This is a genomic window from Nocardioides sp. Soil805 (assembly GCF_001429625.1).
Lineage (GTDB): Bacteria > Actinomycetota > Actinomycetes > Propionibacteriales > Nocardioidaceae > Nocardioides.
The window spans coordinates 1,659,411-1,678,929 of sequence record NZ_LMSU01000001.1 but is presented as its reverse complement, the minus strand read 5'-3'; the positions used below and the strand labels follow the sequence as shown (position 1 = coordinate 1,678,929).

General features: G+C 72.7%; 19 protein-coding genes. 8 read left to right on the top strand and 11 right to left on the bottom strand.

Annotated features, from left to right (window positions below):
- Genes ASG94_RS08260 through ASG94_RS08250 form a run of 3 tightly spaced genes read left to right on the top strand, consistent with a single transcriptional unit; the run spans nt 1 to nt 2,206 of the window.
- Entirely contained in the window at nt 1–858 is an 858-nt protein-coding gene (locus ASG94_RS08260; RefSeq protein ID WP_056925799.1) for an NUDIX hydrolase, read from the top strand.
- Complete coding sequence (locus ASG94_RS08255) at nt 855–1,643, top strand: MBL fold metallo-hydrolase (protein WP_056925798.1); 789 nt, start codon at nt 855–857, stop codon at nt 1,641–1,643. Before ASG94_RS08260 ends, ASG94_RS08255 begins: the two co-directional genes overlap by 4 nt.
- 41 nt (nt 1,644–1,684) lie before the next feature.
- Complete coding sequence (locus ASG94_RS08250) at nt 1,685–2,206, top strand: TIGR03086 family metal-binding protein (protein WP_056926380.1); 522 nt, start codon at nt 1,685–1,687, stop codon at nt 2,204–2,206.
- A gap of 37 nt (nt 2,207–2,243) precedes the next feature.
- Here the strand turns inward: ASG94_RS08250 and ASG94_RS08245 are convergent, their stop codons facing one another.
- The 4 genes from ASG94_RS08245 to ASG94_RS08230 form a co-directional block, all read right to left on the bottom strand.
- Entirely contained in the window at nt 2,244–3,608 is a 1,365-nt protein-coding gene (locus ASG94_RS08245) for a PD40 domain-containing protein (protein ID WP_056925797.1), read from the bottom strand.
- Nucleotides 3,605–4,111 carry a SigE family RNA polymerase sigma factor gene (locus ASG94_RS08240; RefSeq protein ID WP_082624096.1) on the bottom strand — a complete coding sequence of 169 codons (507 nt, stop codon included), beginning with the start codon at nt 4,109–4,111 and terminating at the stop codon, nt 3,605–3,607. The genes ASG94_RS08245 and ASG94_RS08240 overlap by 4 nt, the downstream gene beginning before the upstream one ends.
- 69 nt (nt 4,112–4,180) lie before the next feature.
- Complete coding sequence (locus ASG94_RS08235) at nt 4,181–5,206, bottom strand: aminotransferase class V-fold PLP-dependent enzyme (protein ID WP_235537173.1); 1,026 nt, start codon at nt 5,204–5,206, stop codon at nt 4,181–4,183.
- Between the two features lie 16 nt (nt 5,207–5,222).
- The gene (locus ASG94_RS08230) at nt 5,223–5,900 is read right to left on the bottom strand and encodes a Crp/Fnr family transcriptional regulator (protein ID WP_056888191.1); all 678 of its coding nucleotides are present in this window, start codon (nt 5,898–5,900) and stop codon (nt 5,223–5,225) included.
- Between the two features lie 177 nt (nt 5,901–6,077).
- Between ASG94_RS08230 and nth the strand changes: the two genes are divergently transcribed.
- Genes nth through ASG94_RS08210 form a run of 4 tightly spaced genes read left to right on the top strand, consistent with a single transcriptional unit; the run spans nt 6,078 to nt 9,220 of the window.
- Complete coding sequence (gene nth, locus ASG94_RS08225; protein ID WP_056925794.1) at nt 6,078–6,806, top strand: endonuclease III; 729 nt, start codon at nt 6,078–6,080, stop codon at nt 6,804–6,806.
- Nucleotides 6,803–7,315, top strand: coding sequence for a TlpA family protein disulfide reductase (locus ASG94_RS08220; RefSeq protein ID WP_056925793.1), 513 nt, complete (start codon nt 6,803–6,805; stop codon nt 7,313–7,315). The genes nth and ASG94_RS08220 overlap by 4 nt, the downstream gene beginning before the upstream one ends.
- Entirely contained in the window at nt 7,312–8,037 is a 726-nt protein-coding gene (locus tag ASG94_RS08215; protein WP_056925792.1) for an NUDIX hydrolase, read from the top strand. Before ASG94_RS08220 ends, ASG94_RS08215 begins: the two co-directional genes overlap by 4 nt.
- Nucleotides 8,038–8,041: 4 nt before the next feature.
- On the top strand, nt 8,042–9,220 hold the full coding sequence (locus ASG94_RS08210) for a MarP family serine protease (RefSeq protein WP_056925791.1): 1,179 nt from the start codon (nt 8,042–8,044) through the stop codon (nt 9,218–9,220).
- Nucleotides 9,221–9,232: 12 nt separating this feature from the next.
- On the opposite strand, the gene ASG94_RS08205 is transcribed toward ASG94_RS08210, so the two are convergent.
- A complete protein-coding gene (locus ASG94_RS08205; protein ID WP_056925790.1) occupies nt 9,233–9,667 on the bottom strand; it encodes a phage holin family protein in 435 nt (144 codons plus the stop codon).
- Nucleotides 9,668–9,864: 197 nt separating this feature from the next.
- On the opposite strand from ASG94_RS08205, the gene nhaA reads away from it, so the two are divergent.
- A complete protein-coding gene (nhaA, locus tag ASG94_RS08200; protein ID WP_056925789.1) occupies nt 9,865–11,265 on the top strand; it encodes a Na+/H+ antiporter NhaA in 1,401 nt (466 codons plus the stop codon).
- Nucleotides 11,266–11,448: 183 nt separating this feature from the next.
- On the opposite strand, the gene acs is transcribed toward nhaA, so the two are convergent.
- From acs to ASG94_RS08170, 6 genes are all read right to left on the bottom strand, one after another.
- On the bottom strand, nt 11,449–13,446 hold the full coding sequence (gene acs / locus ASG94_RS08195; RefSeq protein ID WP_056925788.1) for an acetate--CoA ligase: 1,998 nt from the start codon (nt 13,444–13,446) through the stop codon (nt 11,449–11,451).
- Between the two features lie 177 nt (nt 13,447–13,623).
- Nucleotides 13,624–15,231 (bottom strand): solute symporter family protein, encoded by a 1,608-nt coding sequence (locus ASG94_RS08190; protein ID WP_056925787.1) that lies wholly within the window; start codon nt 15,229–15,231, stop codon nt 13,624–13,626.
- Nucleotides 15,228–15,596, bottom strand: coding sequence for a DUF485 domain-containing protein (locus tag ASG94_RS08185; RefSeq protein ID WP_056925786.1), 369 nt, complete (start codon nt 15,594–15,596; stop codon nt 15,228–15,230). Before ASG94_RS08185 ends, ASG94_RS08190 begins: the two co-directional genes overlap by 4 nt.
- A 217-nt stretch (nt 15,597–15,813) precedes the next feature.
- The gene (locus ASG94_RS08180) at nt 15,814–17,343 is read right to left on the bottom strand and encodes a flotillin family protein (protein WP_200958033.1); all 1,530 of its coding nucleotides are present in this window, start codon (nt 17,341–17,343) and stop codon (nt 15,814–15,816) included.
- A 31-nt stretch (nt 17,344–17,374) separates the two neighbouring features.
- The gene (locus ASG94_RS08175) at nt 17,375–17,875 is read right to left on the bottom strand and encodes an NfeD family protein (RefSeq protein WP_056925785.1); all 501 of its coding nucleotides are present in this window, start codon (nt 17,873–17,875) and stop codon (nt 17,375–17,377) included.
- Nucleotides 17,876–17,982: 107 nt separating this feature from the next.
- Nucleotides 17,983–19,482, bottom strand: a complete 1,500-nt coding sequence (locus ASG94_RS08170; RefSeq protein ID WP_056925784.1) for a sodium/solute symporter — start codon at nt 19,480–19,482, stop codon at nt 17,983–17,985.
- Nucleotides 19,483–19,519: the final 37 nt, after the last annotated feature.

Genomic DNA, 19,519 nt, shown 5'->3' with positions numbered 1-19,519 from the left:
GTGCGGCTCCCGCTGCCCCAGGCGCTCGTCGACCAGGCACGCGCCTTCGAGACCGGCGAGGCGGTCCCCGCCGAGCCGCGGCGTGCGGCGACCGTGGTGCTGATGCGCGAGGGTCGCGCCGACGCCGCGCCCGGCCCGGAGGTCTACCTCCTGCGCCGGCAGACGTCGATGGCCTTCGCCGGCGGGATGTGTGTCTTTCCCGGCGGCGGGGTCGACCCGCGCGACCACGACGCGAGCGTCGCCTGGGCGGGACCCTCGCCCGCCGAGTGGGCCTCGCGCCTGGCGTGCGACGAGTCGCTGGCCCGCGCCCTGGTGTGTGCCGCGGTCCGCGAGACGTTCGAGGAGTCGGGGGTGCTGCTCGCCGGCCCGTCGGACGACTCGGTCGTGTCCGACACGACCGGTGACGACTGGGAGGCCGACCGCGTCGCCCTGGAGACGCGGGAGCTGTCGCTGACCGACTTCCTCCTCCGCCGCGGACTCGTCCTGCGCACCGACCTGCTCGGCGCCTGGGCGGGCTGGCTCACGCCGATCTTCGAGCCCCGGCGCTACGAGACGTGGTTCTTCGTCGCGGTCCTCCCCGAGGGACAGGTGACCCGCGACGTCTCGACCGAGTCCTCGTCGGTGCACTGGGCGCCGGCGCTCGCGGCCGTCGAGGCCGTCGAGGCCGGCGAGATCCTGATGCTCCCCCCGACGTACCTCACCTGCCTCGACGTGGCGGAGCACCCGACGCCCGCGGAGGTGCTGGCCGAGGCCGAGCACCGGAGCGTGGAGATGTTCACGCCCGCGGTCGTGTCGTCGGGCGAGGACTTCGTGCTGTCGATGCCCGAGCGCTACCGGCCGCTGGTGGCCCGGCGGTGAGCTGGAGCGGGGGGTCCTTCGGCGCCTCGGCCACCTGCGTCCTGGCGCCCAACGCCGACATCATGACCCTCGACGGCACCAACACCTGGGTGCTCTCCTCCGGCGAGCGCTCGCTGGTGGTCGACCCCGGCCCGGAGATCGAGGCTCACCTCGACCGGGTCTCGGCGACCGGTCACGACGTCGTCGGCGTGCTGCTCACCCACCACCACGCCGACCACTCCGAGGCGGCCCGGTCCTTCGCGGAGCGGCACGGGTGCGGCGTACGCGCCCTCGACCCGGCCTACCGGCTCGGCTCCGAGGGCCTCGGCGACGGGGACGTGGTCACCGTGGGCGACCTGGAGGTGCACGTGGTCGCCACCCCGGGCCACACCGCCGACTCGCTGTCCTTCGTGGTGCCCTCGGAGTCGGCGGTGCTCACCGGGGACACCGTGCTGGGGCGCGGCACCACCGTCGTCGCGCACCCCGACGGAGAGCTCGGCGCCTACCTCGACTCGCTCGACCGGCTGCGCGCCCTGTGCTCGGAGCAGGGGATCACGACGGTGTGGCCCGGACACGGGCCGGTCATCGAGGACGCCCTCGGTGCGCTCGACTTCTACGTCGCGCACCGCCGCGAGCGGCTCGGGCAGGTCCGCGACGCCGTCGCCCAGCTGCAGGTCGGCGGGGTCGCCGATGCCGTCACGCTGCCGCGCCAGGTCGTCGAGATCGTGTACGCCGACGTCGACCCGGTGCTGTGGGGCGCGGCCGAGCTCTCGGTGCGCGCGCAGCTGGCCTACCTCGCCGGCTGAGGCCCTCGACTCCCGTCCGGGACCGTCCTAGCGTGGCGGTCATGACGTCCGACGCTGTCACCGCCCTGTCCACGGCCCTCGACCAGGCCGGCGAGCTGCTGGCCGGCGTGCAGCCCGGCGACCTCGACCGGCCCACGCCCTGCGCGGACTGGAGCGTGCGCGAGCTCGGGGACCACCTGGCCGCGTCGCCGGGGCGGTTCCTGGCGATGGCGCAGGGCGGGTCGGTCGACTGGAACGCGCCGTCCGACATCCCGCAGGACCGGTGGGCCGCCCAGTTCCGCGCGGACGCCGCGGCCCTGCTCGCGCACTGGGAGGCGCAGGAGGAGGTGGGCGGGCTCGACTTCACCACCGCCGAGCTCGCCGTGCACGCCTGGGACCTCGCCCAGGCGGTCGACCCGGACCGCGCCCTGGACCCCGTCGTGGCCGAGCGTGCGCTGGCGGCGATGGAGCAGGGGCTGACCCCGGAGAACCGGGCCGGCGTCTTCGGTCCGGCCGTGGAGGTCGCCGACGACGCGTCGGTCCACGACCGGCTGGCGGCCTGGGCGGGGCGCACCCCGCGCTGAGGGGCGTTTCTCGTTCCCCAGCGCAGCCTGGAGCCGGTCAGCCGAGGCGTCGCTCGCGTCGCCACAGCAGGTACGCCGCCAGCAGTACGCCGAGGGCAGCGAGGGCTGTCCCGCCCCACCGGACCCCAGCAGGGAGGCCCACGTCGTACGAGCCGAAGTCGTGGGTCAGCGGCTGCGACGACGTGCCGTCGAGATCGGGGACCAGGTCCACCGCCACGCTGACCTCGGCGATGTCCGGGAGGTCGCGCACGAGGTAGCGGTAGGTCCACTCGACGTCGGGCCTGTCGGGCGACGTCATCAGGACCAGGGAGGCCGCGTCGCCGCCGTAGGCGCCACTCCCGGGACGGGGCTCCACCATCGCCAGCACCAGTGACGGTGCCGCCCAGCCGAGGGGTGTCACGCGTCCGCCCCGCGGGTAGAGGTCCTCGGCGAGCGTGCGCTGGAGGACGTCGCGGTCCTCGGTGACGAAGGGTGCCGCGTCCGCCATCACGGTCAGCCCGACCGCCGTGACGGAGCCGTCGGACGAGGTGACCGCTCGATCCGACACCTCGCCCCCGGCGAACACGTCGCCCTCCAGCGGCTCCGCCTTCCCACCCGAGCTGGCCGAGTGGAAGGTGACCAGGGTGTCCCGGGAGACCACCGTGGCCACGCCGTCGTCGGAGACGCCGGTGGCGCCCACGGCTCCGGGCAGGTCACCGAGCGTGGACTGCTCCATGGTGTCGGTATCGACGACGCCCACGGTGCCCGAGGTGTCCCGGACCGGTCCCGCGTCGCCCCAGCTGACGACGTCGTACCCGGACCAGGCGAGCCACCGGCTGTCGGGTGACCAGCCGATGCTCGTGATGTCGACGCTCGTGCCACGCCCGCCGATCGCGGTCACCCGGTCGACGTCGCCCGACGCGAGGTCGACGACGGCCACCCCGGCCACGGTGTCGGCCGCGCCGTCCGGGCGGTCCGTGAAGACGTAGGTGAGGTGCGTGCCGTCGGGGCTGAGCCGCAGGGTGCGCGACCACGTCCGGTCCGGGAGCTCGACGCGGTGGTAGGAGCCGTCGGTCGCCGACACGAGCACCGTGTGCGCGCCCGAGGAGATGAAGGCGACCGACGCGCGGCCGACGGCCAGGTCCCGGGACCCCGCCCCGGTGACCGACGGGGGCACATCCACTATCCGGCTCGGGATCGCCCCGTCGGGCACGACCTCCCCGGCCGGGGCCACGACCGCCGGCCGGGCGGTGACGAGCGTGGCGAGCCCACCGGCGAGCAGCACCAGGACCAGCACGAGCGTCGAGGACACCAGCCGGTCGCGCCGTCGCAGCCGCCGCCCGCGGTCCCACAGCTCCGGGTGCGGCGTGGGTCGGGGCGCGTCGTGCGACAGCTCCTCGAGGGCGGTCTCGAGCGGGTTCACGACTCCACCCCCACGAGCTCGGCCAGCTCCGGGGCCAGCACGCGCAGCCGACCGAGCGCCTGCCGGGTCGAGGACTTCACGGTGCCGACCGTCACCCCGAGCACGGCGGCGGCCTGCGCCTCGGTGAGGTCCTCGAAGAAGCGCAGCACCAGCACGGCCCGCTGCTTGGCCGTCAACCGGGCGAGGGCCTCGGTGACCGAGAGCCTTAGGTCGGGGTCGGCGGCCGGCTGCGCGGCGTCGTACCCCTCCCACGTCGTCTCGGTGATGCGGCGCCTGCGCCACAGCGAGATGTGCTGGTGGTGCATCGTGCGGCGGGCGTAGGCCTCGGGCGAGGTGTCGATGCGCTCCCAGTGCCGCGCGACCTGCATGAGTGCGTGCTGCACGAGGTCCTCCGCGAGGTGGTGGTCGCCGGTGAGCAGCCACGCGGTGCGCAGCAGCGCGCCGCTGCGCGCGGCGACGAACTCGTCGAACGCCGCGCGGTCCCGCTCGCCGCTGCCCCTCATGGCCACCCCCTTCATGCAGTACGACGCGCGCGACCCCGGCCACGGGGGTCACCGCCGGGAAGAAATCTCTCAGGCGAGGGCGCGCAGCACCGTGTCGACGTCGGCGTCGGAGTTGTAGAGGTGGAACGACAGCCGCAGCCGGCCGGCGCGGACGGCGGCCCGGATGCCCGCGGCGGCGAGGCGCTCGGGCACGTCGGGCGGGCAGGGCACCGACACGATCGCCGAGTCGCCGGGCGGCAGCCCGATGCCCTCGCGGAACGCATTCGCCAGGGCGAGGTCGTGGCCGTGGATCCGCTCGATGCCGACCTCGAGGAGCAGGTCGAGGGCCGGCGCGTGACCTACCCAGCAGCCCCAGGCCGGCGACAGGTCGAAGCGGCGCGCGTCCTCGGCCAGCCGCAGCGGCGGCCCGTAGATGGAGTCCCACCGCGAGCCGCCGGCGTACCAACCGGCGGCCAGGGTCGGGACCTCGTCGCGCAGCGCCGGGCCGACCGAGAAGAAGCAGGTGCCGCGCGGGCCGAGCAGCCACTTGTAGCCGCCGGCCACGACGTAGTCGGCGACCAGGTCGTGCAGCGGTAGCCAGCCCGCGGCCTGGGTGACGTCGACCAGGGTGCGGGCGCCGTGGCGGGCGGCGGCCGCGGCGAGGCCGTCGAGGTCGAGGACCCGGCCGTCGGCGGACTGCACCGCGGAGACGGCGACCAGGTCGACCTCGTCGCTGACGGCGTCCAGCAGCGCGTCCAGGGGCACCAGGCGTACGTCGAGCCCGGGCGTGCGCAGGAACGGGAACAGCACCGAGGTGAAGTCCTCCTCGGCGGCGAGCACGACCGCGCCGGCGGGGAGCGAGGCGGCGACGAGCCCGACGAACTGCGAGGTCTGGCTGCCGGTGGCCACGTCGTCCGGGGACCGCCCGATCATCGTCGCGAACGCCGCGCGGCCACGCTCGACGTACGCGTCGACCGAGACCGCGTCGACCTCGCCGGCGGCGCGGGCGTCCTCGAAGGCCCGCATGGCCTCCACGCTGCGCCGTGGCGCGAGTCCCAGCGTGGCCGAGTTGAGGAAGACCCCCGCAGGAGCGAACTCCTCGGGGGCCAGGCTCACGAGCGGTGCGATGTGACTACCGCGCCCGGCGCGAGAGGCGCTCGACGTCCATGATCACGACCGAGCGCGGCTCGAGCCGCAGCCAGCCGCGCGAGGCGAAGTCGGCGAGCGCCTTGTTGACCGTCTCGCGGGAGGCGCCGACCAGTTGGGCGAGCTCCTCCTGGGTGAGGTCGTGGTGCACGTGCACCCCGTCGTCGGCGGTGCGGCCGAAGCGGTCGGCGAGGTCGAGCAGCGCCTTGGCGACCCGGCCCGGCACGTCGGAGAACACGAGGTCGGCGACGACGTCGTTGGACTTGCGCAGGCGGGCGGCGAGCTGCGAGAGCAGGCCGCGGGCCACGATCGGGCGACCGTCGAGCCAGCGCAGCAGGTCCTCGTGGGAGAGCGAGGCGAACGTCGCGTCGGTGACCGCGGTGACGGTCGCCGAGCGCGGGCCCGGGTCGAAGAGCGACAGCTCGCCGAACATCTGGCCGGGGCCCATGATCGCGAGGAGGTTCTCGCGGCCGTCGGAGGACGAGCGGCCGAGCTTCACCTTGCCGTCGAGCACCACGTAGAGCTTGTCGCCCGAGTCGCCCTCGTGGAAGAGCACGTCGCCGCGGCGGAGCTTGGTCTCGGCCATCGAGCCGCGCAGCGCGGTCGCCGCCTCGTCGTCCAGCGCGCTGAACAGCGGTGCCTGACGAAGTACGTCGTTGTCCACGAAGGTCCCTCCCGTGGTTACGGCCGCCCCGAGGGCCGCCCTGATGATTGCGCCTGATCCTAGCCGTGGTCTGCATCACAGGTGGCAGCGACGCCACCTGCAAGGGGGAAGCGATCGCGCGGGGAGCCCCGATCGTGCGCCCCGAGCGGTGTCGGAGGGGGGTCGTAGGCTGTCCGCGTGCCAGCCCGCGCCTCGACCGCCGCCCCCCTTCCCCGGCCCGACACGGCCCTGGTCCGGCGCGCTCGCAAGGTGGACCGGGTGCTCGCGGAGACCTATCCCGACGCCCGCTGCGAGCTCGACTTCGACACCCCCTTCGAGCTGCTCGTCGTCACCGTGCTGAGCGCGCAGACGACCGATCGCCGGGTCAACGCCGTCCGCCCCACCCTCTTCGCCGCCTACCCCGACGCGACCGCGATGGCCGCGGCGCCGCGCGAGCACCTCGAGCAGATCGTCGGTCCTCTGGGCTTCTTCCGCGCCAAGACCGACGCGCTGCTCAAGCTCAGCCAGGCGCTCGTCGAGCGGTACGACGGGCAGGTCCCCGGTCGCCTCGACGACCTCGTCACCCTGCCGGGCGTCGGCCGCAAGACGGCCAACGTCGTGCTCGGCAACGCCTTCGACGTCCCCGGGATCACCGTCGACACCCACTTCGGGCGGCTGGTGCGCCGGTTCGGCTGGACCGACGAGACCGACCCGGTGAAGGTCGAGCACGCCGTCGGTGCGCTCTTCCCCAAGCGCGACTGGACGATGCTGTCCCACCACGTCATCTGGCACGGTCGCCGGCGCTGCCACGCCAAGAAGCCCGCCTGCGGCGCCTGTCCGCTGGCCCGGCTGTGCCCGTCCTTCGGCACCGGTCCCATCGACGCCGCGGAGGCGGAGAAGCTGGTCAGGACGCAGGGGCCCGCGTGATCCGCACCGCCGTCGCCGCCGTGGCGGTCGTCCTCTCCCTGGCGCTCGCCTCCTGCTCCTCCGATGCGCCCGAGCGCCCCACGACGATGCCCGACGTGACCCTCGACGGCTTCGACGGCGGSGAGCCGGTCGACCTGGCCGAGCTGCGTGGCCCGGTCCTGGTCAACCTCTGGGCCAGCTGGTGCGGGCCGTGCCGCGAGGAGATGCCGCTGCTGGAGGAGTTCCACCAGCGCTACGGCGACGAGGTCGCCGTGCTCGGCATCGACTACCAGGACGCGCAGCCCGGCAAGGCCGCCGAGCTCGTCGCCGACTCCGGCGTGACCTACCCGCTCGTGAGCGACCCGACGGGGGCCGTCAACGGCCAGGGCGCCTTCCCCAACCTGCGCGGGCTGCCCTTCTGGGCCGTCGTCGACGAGGACGGCACCGTCACCCACCTCAAGGCCGGCGAGGTCGACTCCGTGGACGAGATCGTCGCCCTGGCCGAGGACCACCTCGGGGTGAGCCTGTGAGCGGGACCGGCGGGGCCTCCGACGGGCTGCCGGCCTGGCTGGTGCCCGTCGTCGAGGCGTCCGGCCGGATCAGCGTCGACGAGCTCACCCGCTTCGCGCCGCCCGCGGACGGCACGCCTCGCCGCGGCGCCGTGCTGATGCTCTTCGCCGACACCGACGCCGACGGCGAGGGGGAGATCCTCCTCACCGAGCGGGCCCACCACATGCGCTCGCACCCCGGACAGGTGTCCTTCCCCGGTGGCACCATCGACCCGGGGGAGACGGCCATCGAGGCCGCCCTGCGCGAGGCCGAGGAGGAGATCGCCCTCGACCCCACCTCGATCGAGGTCTTCGGCGAGCTGCCCGAGCTGTGGCTCCCGCCGAGCAACTTCGCCGTGACGCCCGTGCTGGGCTGGTGGCGGGAGCGGGGCGAGGTCGGGATCGCGAGCCCCGACGAGGTGCACGAGATCCACCACGTCCCGATCAGCGAGCTCCTCGACCCGGAGCACCGCATCACGGTGCGGCACCCGAGCGGCTGGCTCGGGCCCGGGTTCCTCATCGGCGCGGAGCGCGACGTGATCCTGTGGGGCTTCACCGCCGGGATCATCGCCCGGCTCTTCGACTTCCTGGACTGGACGACGCCCTGGGACGCGGGGCGGGTGCGTGACCTCCCGGCGTACATGCTGCAAGGTGATCCCACACCGGGCCATGACCTCAGGCCCCACACCAGACTCGGGGAGTGAGCACGTGAACGTCCTCGACTGGTGCCTCGTCGCACTGGTGGGCATCTACGCCCTCTCCGGCTACTGGCAGGGATTCGTCACGGGCGCGTTCGCGACGGCCGGCCTGCTGCTGGGCGGGCTCCTCGGTGTCTGGCTCGCCCCCATCGCCCTCGGCGACGCCGATCCGTCGCTGTGGGTGTCGCTGGGCGCGCTGTTCATCGTCATCCTCGCCGCGTCGCTGGGCCAGGCGGTCTTCCAGTACGCCGGCGCCCGGATCCGGGCGCGCATCCGCTGGCAGCCGATCCGCGCGGTCGACGCCGTCGGCGGGGCCGCGCTGAGCGCGCTGGCCGTGCTCATCGTCGCCTGGGCCCTCGGCGTCGCGGTCTCCGGCTCGCGGATCGGGGCCATCACCCCGACCGTGCGCGAGTCCACCGTGCTGGCCAAGGTCGACTCGCTGCTGCCGGGCCAGGCGACCGGGGTGCTCCAGGCCTTCAACAACGTGGTGGGGACGACCTTCTTCCCCCGCTACCTCGAGCCCTTCGCCCCCGAGCGGATCGTGGAGGTCAAGGCCGGTCCGCGGCGCCTGCTCACCGATCCCGACGTCGTCGACGCGCAGAGCAGCGTGCTCAAGGTGCGGGGCACCAACGCGTGCGGCAGCGGCCTCGAGGGCACCGGCTTCCTCTACTCCGACGGTCGGTTGATGACCAACGCGCACGTCGTCGCCGGGGTGCGCCAGCCGGAGGTCGAGCTGGGTGACGGCACCAGCGTCACGGCCACCGTCGTGCACTACGACCCCCGCATCGACGTGGCCGTGCTGGCCCTCGACGACGGCGGCCTCCCGCACCTCGTCTTCGACCGGGACGCCGGCCCCCAGGACGGCGTGGCCATCGTGGGCTACCCCCAGGACGGCCCGTACGACGTCCAGACCGGCCGGATCCGCTCCGAGCAGCGTCTGCGCTCGCCCGACATCTACGGCGAGGGCACGGTCATCCGCGAGGTGTTCTCGCTGCGCGGGCTGGTCCGCGCCGGCAACTCCGGCGGCCCGATCGTGTCGTCCGGCGGCGACGTGGTGGGCCTGGTCTTCGCGGCGTCCGTGACCGACCGCGACACCGGCTACGCGCTGACCGCCGACCAGGTGGCCGAGTCGGCCGCCGTCGGCGTCACCTCCGAGGAGGCCGTGGGCACCGGGGCCTGCACGAGCTGAGGCCCCGTGACGTCAGGCCTTGCCCTTGAGGGCGGCCGGGATCTGCTGGCCCTGGTTGATGGCCCGCTCCGGGGCCTTGACCTGCTTGACCTGCTTGAGGCCGATGTAGCCCAGCAGCGCCGCGACGAGCAGGTAGACGCCGAAGACGATCAGGAAGCACCACGCCAGGTCGAGCCCGGTCATGTGGATGAAGTAGGCGATGGCCACCGACAGCATGATGATCGCCAGCACGGCGATGAACCCGGCCCCGGCGAAGAGGCCGATGCCGGTGCCGCCGTGCTTGACGCTGACCTTGAGCTCGGACTTCGCCAGCTGGATCTCCTTGGAGATCAGCGTGGAGATGTCGCGGCTGGCGTCGATGACGAGGGCGCCGATCGTGGGATCGGAGTCCTTGACCGGGGGAGTGGCCGGGGTGGTGCTCGGGGGAGTGACCGGGGTGGTGGCCATGTGTGGTCCTTCGCAGAGATACGACGCAGGTCTGACGTCGTGACCCTACACAAGAGTCCGACCGGCCCTGGGACACGAGACACCGACGCGACCCCCGGACCGTTAGGGTGGGCACCGGTGTGCCGGGAAGTCTGGTCGGCCCACGCCCGTCCGGGTGTGGAGTGTCCTGACAGCGACCCTGCGAAAGGCCGCGTGCCATGCCGATCGATCCCCACGGCCCCCGAGACGTCTCCGAGGACGAGGTCTGGGCCACCGGACCCTCCTACCTGGCCAGCAACAAGCCGCTCGCGCGTCTCGTCGCCCGACCCGTGCGCGAGTTCCTCCGCGTCGAGGCCGCCGGCTCGATCCTGCTGCTCCTCGCCGCCGCCGCCGCGCTGATCTGGGCCAACAGCCCATGGGCGTCGTCGTACGACGAGTTCTGGCACAGCACGATCAGCATCGACCTCGGTGCCTTCCGCATCGAGGAGTCGTTGCAGCACTGGGTCAACGACGCCCTGATGGTCATCTTCTTCTTCGTGGTGGGGCTGGAGATCAAGTACGAGATCGTCAGCGGCGACCTGCGCGACCCCAAGACCGCCGCGCTGCCCATCGTGGCCGCGATCGGCGGCATGCTGGTGCCGGCCGGGCTCTACCTCCTCATCGCGGGCGGCGGCGACGGCGCCGACGGCTGGGGGATCCCGATGGCCACCGACATCGCCTTCGCGGTGGGCGTCCTGGGCCTGCTCGGCACGCGCATCCCCTCCGCTGCGCGCCTGTTCCTGCTGACCCTGGCGATCGTCGACGACATCGGCGCCATCATCGTGATCGCAGCGTTCTACACCGAGGAGCTGCACCTGGAGTGGCTCGCACTCGCGCTCGTCCTGCTGGGCGTCATGGTCGCCCTGCGGATGCTGCGGGTGTGGTCGCTGTGGGTGTACGTCGTGCTCGGGTTCTTCGTCTGGTTCGCGTTGCTCGAGTCTGGCGTGCACGCGACCCTGGCCGGCGTCGCGATCGGCCTCATCACCCCGGCCCGGGCGCTGCTCAAGGAGGACGTGGCCCGCAGCTACGCCCAACGGGCGCTCGCGGACCGGCACCTCGACCCGGACGAGCTGAGCCGGCTGCGCTTCCTCCTGGGGGAGTCGGTCCCGGTGGTCGAGCGGCTCCAGACGGCGCTGCACCCGTTGTCGTCGTACGTCGTGCTGCCGGTCTTCGCGCTGGCCAACGCGGGGGTGCCGCTCGGCGGCGGGGCGCTGGGCGACGCGCTCACCTCCGCGGTCGGGCTCGGCATCGGCGTGGGCCTGGTCGTCGGCAAGCCGGTGGGCATCCTGCTGGCCTGCTTCATCGCCGTACGCCTGGGGCTGGGCCGGCTCCCCGAGGACACGACCTGGGCGATGGTCCTGGGCCTCGGCGCGGTCGCCGGCATCGGCTTCACCGTCTCGATCTTCATCGCCGGGCTGTCGTTCCCCGGCTCGGACCTGCTGACCGGTGAGGCCAAGGTCGGGATCCTGGTGGCCTCGCTCGTCGCCGCGGTCGTGGGCACGGTCCTGCTCCTGCTCACCACCCGCGGTCGCGGCCCCGACGCCGAGGACTCCCAGGTCGAGGTCGAGGCCGAGGGCTGACCGGAACCTCTCGCTGGGGTAGTCCGTGACGAAGGGACCCCCGAATCCGCCGATCCAGGGTCCGATCGTCACGGACTACCCAGGACCAAGACGCCCCCGGCGGGGTAGTTGGGGACGATCTCGTGGGTCGACCGGCGGGATCACCCACCAGGTCGTCCCCAACTACGCAGCGCGGCCGGAGGCTCAGTCCTCCGCGGACGCGGAGCCCTCCTGGCCCTTGATCAGGTCCATCACGGTCGAGTCGGCCAGCGTGGTCACGTCGCCGACCTCGCGGTGCTCGGCGACGTCCTTGAGCAGCCGGCGCATGATCTTGCCCGAGCGGGTCTTGGGCAGCTCGGGGACGATCATGATCTGGCGCGGCTTGGCGATCGCGCCGATCTCCTTCTGCACGTGCTTGCGCAGCTCCTCGATGAGGTCGTCGGGAGCCGAGCCGTCGTCCCCGAGCGCCGACTCGCGCAGGATGACGAACGCGCACACCGCCTGGCCGGTCATCTCGTCGGCCGCACCCACGACCGCCGCCTCCGCGACCTTGGGGTGCGAGACCAGCGCCGACTCGATCTCGGTGGTCGAGAGCCGGTGGCCCGAGACGTTCATGACGTCGTCGACGCGACCGAGCAGCCAGATGTCGCCGTCGTCGTCCTTCTTGGCGCCGTCGCCGGCGAAGTACAGCCCCTCCCAGCGCGACCAGTAGGTGTCCTTGAACCGCTGGTCGTCGCCCCACAGGGTCCGCAGCATCGCGGGCCACGGCTCCTTGACGACGAGGTAGCCGCCGGAGCCGTCGGGCACCGACTCGGCCTCGTCGTTGACGACGTCGACCGAGATGCCGGGCAGGGCCCGCATCGCCGAGCCGGGCTTGCCGGCCGTGACGCCGGGCAGCGGGCTGATCATGATCTGGCCGGTCTCCGTCTGCCACCAGGTGTCGACGATCGGTGTCTTGTCGGCCCCGATGTGCTTGCGGTACCAGATGTAGGCCTCGGGGTTGATCGACTCGCCGACCGAGCCGAGCAGGCGGATCGAGGACAGGTCGTGCTGGGCGGGGATGTCGTCGCCCCACTTCATGAACGTCCGGATCGCGGTGGGGGCGGTGTAGAAGATCGTCACGCCGTACTTCTCGATGATCTCCCACCAGCGGCCCTTGTGCGGGGAGTCGGGCGTGCCCTCGTACATCACCTGCGTCGCGCCGTTGGCGAGCGGGCCGTAGACCATGTACGAGTGTCCGGTCACCCAGCCGACGTCGGCGGTGCACCAGTAGACGTCGGTCTCGGGCTTGAGGTCGAAGACCGACCAGTGCGTGTACGACGTGCCGGTGAGGTAGCCGCCCGTCGTGTGCAGGATGCCCTTGGGCTTGCCGGTCGTGCCGGACGTGTACATCACGTAGAGCGGGTGCTCGCTGTCGTGCATCTCCGGCTCGTGGTCGGGGGAGGCGCCGTCGACCGCGTCGTGCCACCACACGTCGCGGCTCTCGTCCCAGTCGATGTCCTGGCCGGTACGCCGCACCACGAGGACCGAGCGCACCTCCTGGCCCTTCTCGGCGGCCTTGGCGACCGCCTCGTCGACGGCCGGCTTGAGGGCGCTCGGGGCGCCACGGCGGTAGCCGCCGTCGGAGGTGATGACGACCTCGGCCTGGCAGTCCGCGACACGGGTGGCCAGCGCGTCCGCGGAGAAGCCGCCGAAGACCACGGTGTGCGGGGCGCCGAGGCGGGCGCAGGCCAGCATCGCGATCGCGACCTCGGGGATCATCGGCATGTAGATCGCGACCCGGTCGCCCTTCTTCACGCCGAGCTCGGTGAGCGCGTTGGCGGCCCGGGAGACCTGGTCCTTGAGGTCGGCGTACGTCAGGTCGCGGGTGTCGTCCTCGGGCTCGCCGACCCAGTGGATGGCCACCCGGTCGCCGTGGCCGGCCTCGACGTGCCGGTCGACGCAGTTGACCGAGGCGTTGAGGGTGCCGCCGACGAACCACTTCGCGAAGGGGGCGTTGCTCCAGTCGAGGACCTGGTCCCACTTCCGGCCCCAGTCGAGGCGCTCGGCGGCCTCGGCCCAGAAGGCCTCGCGGTCGGACGAGGCGCGGTCGTAGGCCTCCTCGGTGACGTTGGCCGCCTCCGCCAGGTCGGCCGGGGGCTCGAAGCGGCGGTCCTCCGTCGCGAGGTTGGCGAGGGCGTCGGACGTGGTCTGGTCGGACATGCGAGCTCCGTCTGGTCGATGCTGTGCGGTCGAGGTCGTGCGGTCGTTCTCGTGCGGGTGCCGGTGACGGCGAACCTACTCGGCGAAGGTTGGTCGGTCGATGGGTACGACGGCCCGGACCGGCCCCCGGGTGGTGCTGTGCTGGTGGGGGCCGGTCCGGACGTCGTGGTGGGTCGATCAGTGGTGCACGGCACCCTCGGCGCCGGCCCCGGTGAGGGCGCGGACCTCGAGCTCGGTGAAGCGGTCCTCGGCGGCCGGCTCCCGGCTGGAGATGGTGCCGAGGTAGCCGAGCAGGAAGCCCAGCGGGATCGACACGATGCCCGGGTTGTTGAGCGGGAAGATCGCCCAGTCGGAGTCGGGGAACAGCGAGGTGGGCAGCCCCGACACGACCGGGGAGAGCAGCACCAGCCCGACGGCGGAGACGAGCCCGCCGTAGATGCTCCACGTGGCGCCGCGGGTGTTGAAGCGCCGCCAGAACATGTTGTAGATGATCGCGGGGAGGTTGGCCGACGCCGCGACGGCGAAGGCCAGGGCCACCAGGAAGGCGATGTTGAGGCGCTGGGCCGGGATGGACAGCACGATCGCGATCGCTCCGATCACGAAGGCCGCGATCCGGGCCACCCGCACCTCGTCCTTCTCGCTGACCGGCTCGTCCTTCTTGAGGACCCCCTTGTAGAGGTCGTGCGCCACCGACGAGGACGACGCCAGCGTCAGGCCGGCGACCACCGCGAGGATGGTCGCGAAGGCCACCGCCGCGATGAGCGCGAGCAGGATCGCCCCGCCCGTGGAGCCCTCGCCGCCACCGACCGCCTCGGCGAGCAGGGGGGAGGCGAGGTTCTGGTTGCCGCCCTCCACCGGGTCGACGGTGTCGCGGGAGAGCAGCGCCGCCGCACCGAAGCCCAGGACCAGCGTCATCAGGTAGAAGACGCCGATCAGGCCGATCGCCCAGAGCACCGACTTGCGGGCGTCGCGCGCCGTTGGGACGGTGTAGAAGCGGATCAGGATGTGCGGCAGGCCGGCGGTGCCGAGCACGAGGGCCAGGCCGAGCGACAGGAAGTCGATCTGCGAGGTCAGCGTGCTGCCGTACTGGAGCCCGGGCTGCAGGAACGCCTCGCCCTTGCCGGAGTTCTCCGCCGCCGCGCCGAGCAGGGAGGAGAGGTTGAAGCTGAACTCCTTGAGCACCAGCACCACGATCAGCGCCGAGCCGAGCATCAGCAGCACGGCCTTGGTGATCTGGACGTACGTCGTGCCCTTCATGCCGCCGACCACGACGTAGAAGATCATCAGCACGCCGACACCGATGATGGTGATGTTCTTGATCGCCTGGCTGTCGACGCCGAGCAGCAGCGCGACCAGCGTGCCCGCGCCGACCATCTGGGCCAGCAGGTAGAAGATCGAGACGACGACCGTGGAGATCGACGCCGCGGTGCGCACCTTGCGCTGGTTCATCCGGAAGGCCAGCTGGTCGGCCATCGTGTAGCGACCGGCGTTGCGCAGCATCTCGGCGACGAGCAGCAGCGCGACCAGCCAGGCGACCAGGAAGCCGATCGAGTAGAGGAAGCCGTCGTAGCCGTAGAGCGCGATGGCTCCCGAGATGCCGAGGAACGATGCGGCCGACATGTAGTCGCCGCCGATGGCGAGGCCGTTCTGGAAGCCGGAGAAGGAGCGGCCGCCGGAGTAGAAGTCGGCGGCGGTCTTGGTCTGGCGGCTCGCCCAGAAGGTGATCCCGATCGTCAGCGCGACGACCGCGAGGAACAGGACGGTGGTGAGGACCTGGTCGTTCATGCCTGGCCCCGCTTCGCGTCGGTGCCGACCTGGTCGCGGTACGACTGCTCGAGGTCGCGGGCCAGCGGGTCCAGCTTGGCGTTGGAGAAGCGGCTGTAGACGTAGGCCAGGGCGAAGGTGGTCACGAACTGCAGCAGCCCGAAGACCAGGGCCACGTTGATGTGGCCGACGACCTGGGTGGCCATGAAGTCCGGCGCCCAGTTCGACATGACGACGTACAGCAGGTACCAGGCGAGGAACGCCGCGGTCGCCGGGATCACGAAGCCGCGGTAGCGGCGACGCAGCTCGGTGAACTCCGACGTCTCGTGCAGGCGGTCGTAGACCGGGTCGTGGCGCGCGGCCTGTTCGTGGGTCTCGGGTGTCACGGGGATTCCTTCCACGCGGGGTCACCGATGTGTGACCGCCGTCACGGTCGCACCGTGCTCACGTGGGCGGGGAGGGGTCCTCGCCGGTACGTCGGCGGGCGGGGGCGCCGCGTCGCCCAGCGGTCGGTTGCGTACGACGAGCGGTCGGCCGCCCCGGTGCCCGCATGCCCTCCGCCGGCGGTCGACGGAGGGCGAGACCCCACCGGGGGGCCGCGGGTCAGGCGGAGGGCGACTCCGCCAGCGCGTCGCGCTCCGTGCCGTTGGACGTCCCGGCGGCCTTCCCGACGGACTTCTTGATGAGCGCCTCGAGGTCCAGGCCGGTCGACGTCTTGAGCATGTTGAGGGTCTGCACGACGTTGTCGTTGACCTGGCGCGGCAGGGCGCCGGCACCGTCGGAGGAGATCACGGTGAGCTGGTCGATGGCGGCCATCGGCGCCGCGACCTCGCGGGCGATCTGCGGCAGCACCTCGATGAGCATCTGCAGGACGGCGGCGTCGTTGTAGTGGGCGAACGCGTCGGCGCGCTTGTCCATCGCCTCCGCCTCGGCCTGGCCGACCGCGAGGGTCGCGGCCGCGGTGGCCTCACCCTCGGCGCGGGTCGCGTCCGCCTCCGCCGTACGGCGCGCCTTCTCCGCCTCACCACGACGCGCACCCTCGATGGCCTCGGCCTCGGCGAGCGCCGTACGCCGCGACTTCTCGGCCTCACCGCTGAGCCGGGCCTCCTCGGCCTTGGCCTGGGCGGCCGCGATCGTGGCGGCCTTGCGGGCCTCGGCGGCGGCGATCTCGGCGGAGCGCTGGGCCTCGGCCTCCTGCTCGACCTTGTAGCGGGCGGCGTCGGCCGGCTTGCGGACCTCGGTCTCCAGGTTGCGCTCGGTCAGCGCCGCCTGGCGGACGGCGACCTTCTCCTGCTCCAGCAGGATCGCCTGGTCGCGGTCGGCCTGGGCCAGCGGGCCGGAGGCGGCGGCGGTGGCCGAGGCGGCGTCGGTCTCGGCCTTGATCTCGGCCTGCTTGAGGGCCAGCGTCCGGGTGGAGATGGCGATCTCCTGCTCGGCGGCGATCCGGGCCTGCTCGGCGGCCTGCCGGGCGTTGGCCTCGGCGATCGAGGCGGCCTGCTGGATGCGCGCGGCCTCGGGACGGCCGAGGTCGGCGAGGTAGGTGCCGTCGTCGGTGACGTCCTGGATCTGGAAGGTGTCGAGGATGAGGCCCTGGCCGGTGAGGGAGTTCTCGGACTCGTCCGCGACCCGCTGGGCGAACGCCGCCCGGTCGCGGATGATCTGCTCGACCGTCAGGCCGCCGACGATGGAGCGCAGCGCGCCGGCGAGCACCTCCTGGGTGAAGGACTCGATCTCGCTCTGCTGGGCGAGGAAGCGCTGGGCCGCGAGCCGGATCTGGTCGGCGTTGCCGCCGACCTTGACGATCGCCACGCCCTCGACGTTGAGCTTGATGCCCTGCCCCGAGACGGCGCCGCGGATCTGCACCGAGATGCGCCGGGAGGACAGGTCGAGGGTGGCGAGCTTCTGGACGAACGGGATGACGAAGACGCCGCCGCCCAGGATGACCTTCTGCCCCGACAGGTCGTGGCTCAGCGCGCCGGTCTCCGGGTTGAGCACCGCCTTCCCCTTGCGTCCCGTGACGATGTAGGCCTGGTTGGGCCCCGCCACCTTGTAGCGGCTCGTGACGAGCAGCAGGAGCAGGACGACGAGGGCGACGAGGCCGCCGACGGCCACGAGGGGGCTGGACAGGTCCACTGGGGTTCTCCTGGGTGTGCGGGTGGGTGGGTCAGCTGATCTCGGGCCAGACCGGGGCCACGGTCACCGACGTGGGCGACAGGACGCCGGTGACGTGCACCGCCGTCCCGGGCTCGATCGGCTGCTCGGCGCGGGCGTTGAGCCGCATCGTGTGGCCACCGACGAGGACGTCGACGACGCCGAGCCCGTCGGCGGGGATCGGGGTGATCACCCGGCCGTCGCGGCCGATGGTGTCGTCGGTCGTGGGGGTGGAGTCGCTGCTGCCGTCGCGCAGCAGCCGGGTCAGCCACCACGCGAACCACGCGAACGCGGTGCCGGTGACCAGCCCGACCGGGATCGCGAGCGCCGTACCGACCGTGCCCTGGACCGCGGCGGCGCCGAACCCGGTGGCAGCGACGAAGGCGCCGATCACGGCGCTGGAGAAGGCGTCCCCTGCGAGCGCGTCGAGGGCGCCGTCGAAGAGGTCACCGACGACGAGCGAGACCAGGAGCAGGCCGAGTCCGACCAGCCCGATCACCATGAACGTCGTCATGCATCTCCCCGTGCCCCGTGCCCGTCCCCCGACGGGGCGCCCAGCATGCCAGACGAGGAGGACCCGTGTACGCCGAGTCGCCGAGCCGACGGCGAAGGGGGCTCGCCTCAGCGCTCGAGGTCCACGGCCTCCGGGGTGTGCAGCCGCACCATGAACCGGCCGGCGTGGGCCGGGATCCGGGACCGGGTGGCGCGACTGACCACCACCATCGTGGCGAGCGCGGCGGGCACGCTCCAGGCGGCCGGCTGGCCGAGCAGCACCGCCGCCCAGCCGGTGGTCGCGCTGGTCAGCAGCGTCCAGCCCACGGCGGCACCGGAGCCGATGCCGCCGACCAGCAGGCCGGCCACCGCGCCCGCGGCGGTCAGCCCGCGCCACCAGATGCCCAGCAGCAGCAGCGGGCAGAACGTCGAGGCGGCCACCGCGAAGGCCAGCCCGACCGTGCGGGCGACGCCCACGTCGGGGGCGGCGATCGCGACGGCGCACGGCACCACCACCGCGGCGACACCGGCCACCCGGAACGCCGTGATCCCGCTGAGCCGGCGGCTGGCGACGTCCTGGCTGAGCACGCCCGCGACGGCGATGGTCAGCCCGGAGCTGGTCGAGAGGAAGGCGGCGAAGGCGCCGGCGGTCACCATGCCGGTGAGCAGCTCGCCGCCCAGTCCCGGGACCATCAGCCGCGGCAGCTCGAGCACGAGGGTGTCGGAGGCCCCGGTCGCGTGGTCGGGCGCGTAGAGCCGTCCCAGCGCGCCGTACACCGGGGGGAGCAGGTAGAAGACGCCGAGCAGGCCGAGGACCACGAGCGTCGTACGCCGCGCGGCCCGGCCGTCGGGGTTGGTGTAGAAGCGGACCACCACGTGCGGCAGCCCCATGGTCCCCAGGAACGTCGCGACGATGAGCGAGTAGGTGACGTAGAGCCCCTGCCCGCCACCGTCGCCCAGCGGGAGGGACCAGAAGGCGTCGCCGGGCGTGGCCGCGTCGGCCGGGTTGGGGGCGCCGTCCCCGACCCAGACGGCCAGCAGCACGCAGGCGGGGACGAGCAGGGCGGTGAGCTTGAGCCAGTACTGGAACGCCTGCACGAAGGTGATGCTGCGCATGCCGCCCGAGGTCACGTTGATGAGCACGACGGCCGCGACGATGACCGCCCCCAGCCACGGCGGGGCGCCGATCGTGGCCGCGAGGGTGACGCCGGCTCCCTGGAACTGGGGCAGGAGGTAGAGCCACCCGATGCCGACGACCAGCGCCGAGCACAGCGAGCGCACCCGGCGTGAGCCCAGCCTGGCCTCGGCGAAGTCCGGCAGCGTGTAGGCGCCCGAGCGGCGCAGCGGGGCGGCCACCAGGACGAGCAGGACGAGGTAGCCGGCGGTCCAGCCGACGGGGTACCAGAGCATGTCGGCGCCGAAGACGAGCACGAGGCCGGCGATGCCGAGGAAGGACGCGGCCGAGAGGTACTCCCCGCCGATGGCGCTCGCGTTGAGCCCCGGTCGCACCGACCGGGAGGCCACGAAGAAGTCGCTGGTGGTCCGGGAGAACCGCAGCCCCCACGTGCCGATGGCGAGCGTCGCCACGGTGACGAGGACGACCGCGACGATGCCGGGGGCGCTGGTCACCGCACCCTCTTCACGTGGGTGCTGCTCACGCGGATCC

Bases quoted from the DNA above. Each gene is read 5' to 3' on its own strand.
- ASG94_RS08175 (WP_056925785.1), bottom strand. From the start codon at position 17,875: ATGACGACGTTCATGGTGATCGGGCTGGTCGGACTCGGCCTGCTCCTG.
- ASG94_RS08190 (WP_056925787.1), bottom strand. From the start codon at position 15,231: ATGAACGACCAGGTCCTCACCACCGTCCTGTTCCTCGCGGTCGTCGCG.
- ASG94_RS08205 (WP_056925790.1), bottom strand. From the start codon at position 9,667: ATGGCCACCACCCCGGTCACTCCCCCGAGCACCACCCCGGCCACTCCC.
- ASG94_RS08240 (WP_082624096.1), bottom strand. From the start codon at position 4,111: ATGAGGGGCAGCGGCGAGCGGGACCGCGCGGCGTTCGACGAGTTCGTC.
- ASG94_RS08250 (WP_056926380.1), top strand. From the start codon at position 1,685: ATGACGTCCGACGCTGTCACCGCCCTGTCCACGGCCCTCGACCAGGCC.
- nhaA (WP_056925789.1), top strand. From the start codon at position 9,865: ATGCCGATCGATCCCCACGGCCCCCGAGACGTCTCCGAGGACGAGGTC.
- acs (WP_056925788.1), bottom strand. From the start codon at position 13,446: ATGTCCGACCAGACCACGTCCGACGCCCTCGCCAACCTCGCGACGGAG.